Annotated in this window: 4 protein-coding genes; all 4 read right to left on the bottom strand. The window is 70.1% G+C overall.

Annotated features, from left to right (window positions below; genetic code table 11):
• A partial coding sequence (gene trpA, locus VFG33_RS19810; protein ID WP_325054395.1) for a tryptophan synthase subunit alpha occupies positions 1-781 on the bottom strand: 781 nt, incomplete at its 3' end.
• Positions 778-1,989 carry a tryptophan synthase subunit beta gene (gene trpB, locus VFG33_RS19815; protein ID WP_524538137.1) on the bottom strand — a complete coding sequence of 404 codons (1,212 nt, stop codon included), beginning with the start codon at positions 1,987-1,989 and terminating at the stop codon, positions 778-780. The genes trpB and trpA, both read right to left, overlap by 4 nt.
• Before the next feature lie 136 nt (positions 1,990-2,125).
• The gene (trpC, locus tag VFG33_RS19820; protein ID WP_325054397.1) at positions 2,126-2,932 is read right to left on the bottom strand and encodes an indole-3-glycerol phosphate synthase TrpC; all 807 of its coding nucleotides are present in this window, start codon (positions 2,930-2,932) and stop codon (positions 2,126-2,128) included.
• Between the two features lie 14 nt (positions 2,933-2,946).
• On the bottom strand, positions 2,947-3,259 hold a 313-nt coding region (locus tag VFG33_RS19825), incomplete at its 5' end, for an HGxxPAAW family protein (RefSeq protein WP_325054398.1).

A 3,259-nucleotide genomic window follows, 5' to 3' on the forward strand; every position in this document is an offset into this window, starting at 1 on the left:
CACCTTCAGCCAGACTTTCCGTCAGCTCCCGTACTCCGGCCGCGCCGCCCGCGCTGAGCGCCTTCACGAACGCCGCGCCGACGATCACGGCATCCGCGTACGCCGCGACGCTCGCCGCCTGGTCCGCATTGGAGATCCCGAGCCCGACCCCGACCGGGATCGGAGTGGCCGCCTTCGTCCGGGCCACCAGTGGTGGGGCCAGGTCCGACGTCTGCTCCCTGGTCCCGGTCACGCCCATCACCGCGGTCGCGTAGACGAAGCCCCGGCAGTTCGCCGTGGTCAGCGCGATCCGGTCGTCGGTGGAGGACGGCGAAACCAGGAACACCTTGTCCAGCTCGTTCTTGTCCGCCGCCGCGATCCACTCGGCCGCTTCCTCGGGGATCAGGTCGGGCGTGATCAGCCCGGCTCCCCCGGCGGCCGCGAGATCCGCGCCGAACCGGTCCACGCCGTACCGCTCGATCGGGTTCCAGTACGTCATCACCAGCACCGGCACCTCGGAGTACGAGGCGAGCTTCTCGACGGTGCTGAGGACGTCGCGGGTGCGGAGACCGCCGGCGAGCGCGATCTCGGCGGCCCGCTGGATGGTGACGCCGTCCATCACCGGGTCGCTGTACGGCAGGCCGAGCTCGATCACGTCGACGCCGCCGTCGACCATCGCCTTGAGCGCGTCGACCGCGCCGTCGATCGTCGGGTAGCCGGCCGGCAGGTAACCGACCAGGGCGGCCCGGCCGCCCGCGTTCGCCTTCCGGATCGCGGTCCCGGCGTGACCCAGCTCGCTCATAGGTTGCCTTCCGCATCGATCAGGCCGAACCACTTGCCGGCGGTGTCCATGTCCTTGTCGCCGCGACCGGACAGGTTCACCAGGATGATTGCCTCCGGCCCCAGTTCCTTGGCGATCTCGATCGTGCCGGCGATCGCGTGCGCCGACTCGATCGCCGGGATGATGCCCTCGGTCCGGGCCAGCAGCCGCAGCGACTCCATCGCCGCCGCGTCCGTCACCGGCCGGTACGACGCCCGGCCGGTCTCCGCGAGCCAGGCGTGCTCCGGGCCGACGCCCGGGTAGTCCAGTCCGGCCGAGATCGAGTGCGACTCGATCGTCTGACCGTCCTCGTCCTGCAGCAGGTAGGACCGGGCGCCGTGCAGCACGCCGATCTGGCCCGCGGTGATCGTCGCCGCGTGCCGGCCGGTCTCGTAGCCGTCACCACCGGCCTCGATGCCGTACAGCTTCACCTCGGGGTCCGGCACGAACGCGGCGAACAGGCCGATCGCGTTCGACCCGCCGCCGACACAGGCGACGGCGGCGTCGGGGAGCCGGCCAAGCAGTTCGAGCGACTGGGCCCGGGCCTCGTCGCCGATGCCGCGGACGAAGTCGCGCACCATCGCCGGGAACGGGTGGCCGCCGGCCGCAGTACCGAGCAGGTAGTGGGTGTTGTCGACGCTGGCGACCCAGTCGCGCAGTGCCTCGTTGATCGCGTCCTTCAGCGTCCGGCTGCCGGTCTTGACCGGGATCACCGTGGCGCCGAGCAACTCCATCCGGGCCACGTTCAGGGCTTGCCGCTCGGTGTCGACCTCGCCCATGTAGACGACGCACTCGAGATCCAGGTAGGCGCACGCCGTCGCCGTGGCGACCCCGTGCTGGCCGGCGCCGGTCTCGGCGATCACGCGGGTCTTGCCCATCCGCTTGGTCAGCAGGGCCTGGCCGAGCACGTTGCGGATCTTGTGCGCGCCGGTGTGGTTGAGGTCCTCACGCTTCAGCAGGATCCGGGCACCGAGGAGGTCGGACAGCCGGGTCGCGTCGTACAGCAGGCTCGGCGTCCCGGCGTACTCGCGCAGCATCCGCTCGAACTCGTCGGTGAAGGCCTTGTCGGCCATCGCCTCCTGCCACGCCCGGGTGAGTTCGTCGAGCGGCGCGATCAGCGCCTCCGGCATGAACCTGCCGCCGAAGCGGCCGAAATGCCCCAGCTGATCAGGCAGCACAGCAGTCATAATTCCCATCCTCCGCCAGCCCCTCCCGCTCTCGCATCCTTCGGTCCCACTTCGCCCTTACCGGGAGACGTGGACTTTGTCGCCGACCTCTCCCGGTAAGGGCGAAGTGGGACCGAAGGATGCGAGGAGGCGGGGGCGTTCAGTGACGCTGCTGGATGGCGGGGTGCGATCCCGCAGCGACGAGATCGGCGACCGAGGCGCGGGGATCGCGGCCGGTCACCAGGGTTTCACCGACGAGGACGACATCGGCCCCGGCGCGCGCGAACTCGATTACATCATGCGGGCCACGGACCCCCGACTCCGCCACCCGGACCAGGTTGGTCGGGATCACCGGCGCGATCCGGGCGAAGGTGTCCCGGTCCACCTCGAGCGTCTTGAGGTTCCGGTTGTTCACGCCGATCAGCTGGGCCCCCGCGTCCACCGCACGCAGGGTCTCCTCCTTGTCGTGCACCTCGACCAGCGGGCAGAGCCCGATCGAGTGCGCCCGCTCGATCAGCGAGACCAGCGCCTCCTGCTCGAGCGCGGCCACGATCAGCAGCACCATGTCGGCACCGGCCGCGCGGGCCTCCCAGAGCTGGTACGAGGACACGATGAAGTCCTTGCGCAGCACGGGAACGTCGACCCGGCCGCGCACCTCGCGCAGGTCCTCGAGGCTGCCGCCGAAGCGCCGCTTCTCGGTCAGCACGCTGATCGCCGCGGCCCCACCCAGCTCGTACTCCGAGGCGAGTGCCGCCGGGTCGGCGATGTCGGCCAGCGCACCCTTGGACGGGCTGGAGCGCTTCACCTCGGCGATGATCCCGATCCCGTCACCGCGGAACACCGGCATCGGGTCCTTGGCGTCGGGCTTGCGCTGGGCCTCCTGCTTCAGATCGTCCAGGCTGATCCGCGTCTGGCGCTCCGCAAGGTCTTCCCGAACCCCGGCGATGATGTCGTCAAGCACAGTCATGTGGTGTCCGTCCGTCAGTGGTGGTCGCTGGACCGTGCACCGAAGCCGAGCAGTTGCATCACCTTGCCGACCAGCCCGCCCGCCACGGCGATCCCGGCCGAGATCCAGAACAACAGCCAGTTCGGTCCCATCACCATCGCGATGGCGCCGACGGTGAACCCGACCAGCACGATCGCCACGGCGGTCCAGGCCGCCGGAGTGCTGCCGTGCAGGCCGCCTGCGTGAGCTTCTTCGCTCTCGTACGTCACCGTTTGATCCCCGGTCGTATTGTCCATCGTGGCGCCACTCCTCTTGTCGTCCCGTCCTATTGTGGCGGTAGGCCCCGCC

The sequence above is a fragment of the Kribbella sp. genome (assembly GCF_035687465.1).
GTDB lineage: Bacteria > Actinomycetota > Actinomycetes > Propionibacteriales > Kribbellaceae > Kribbella.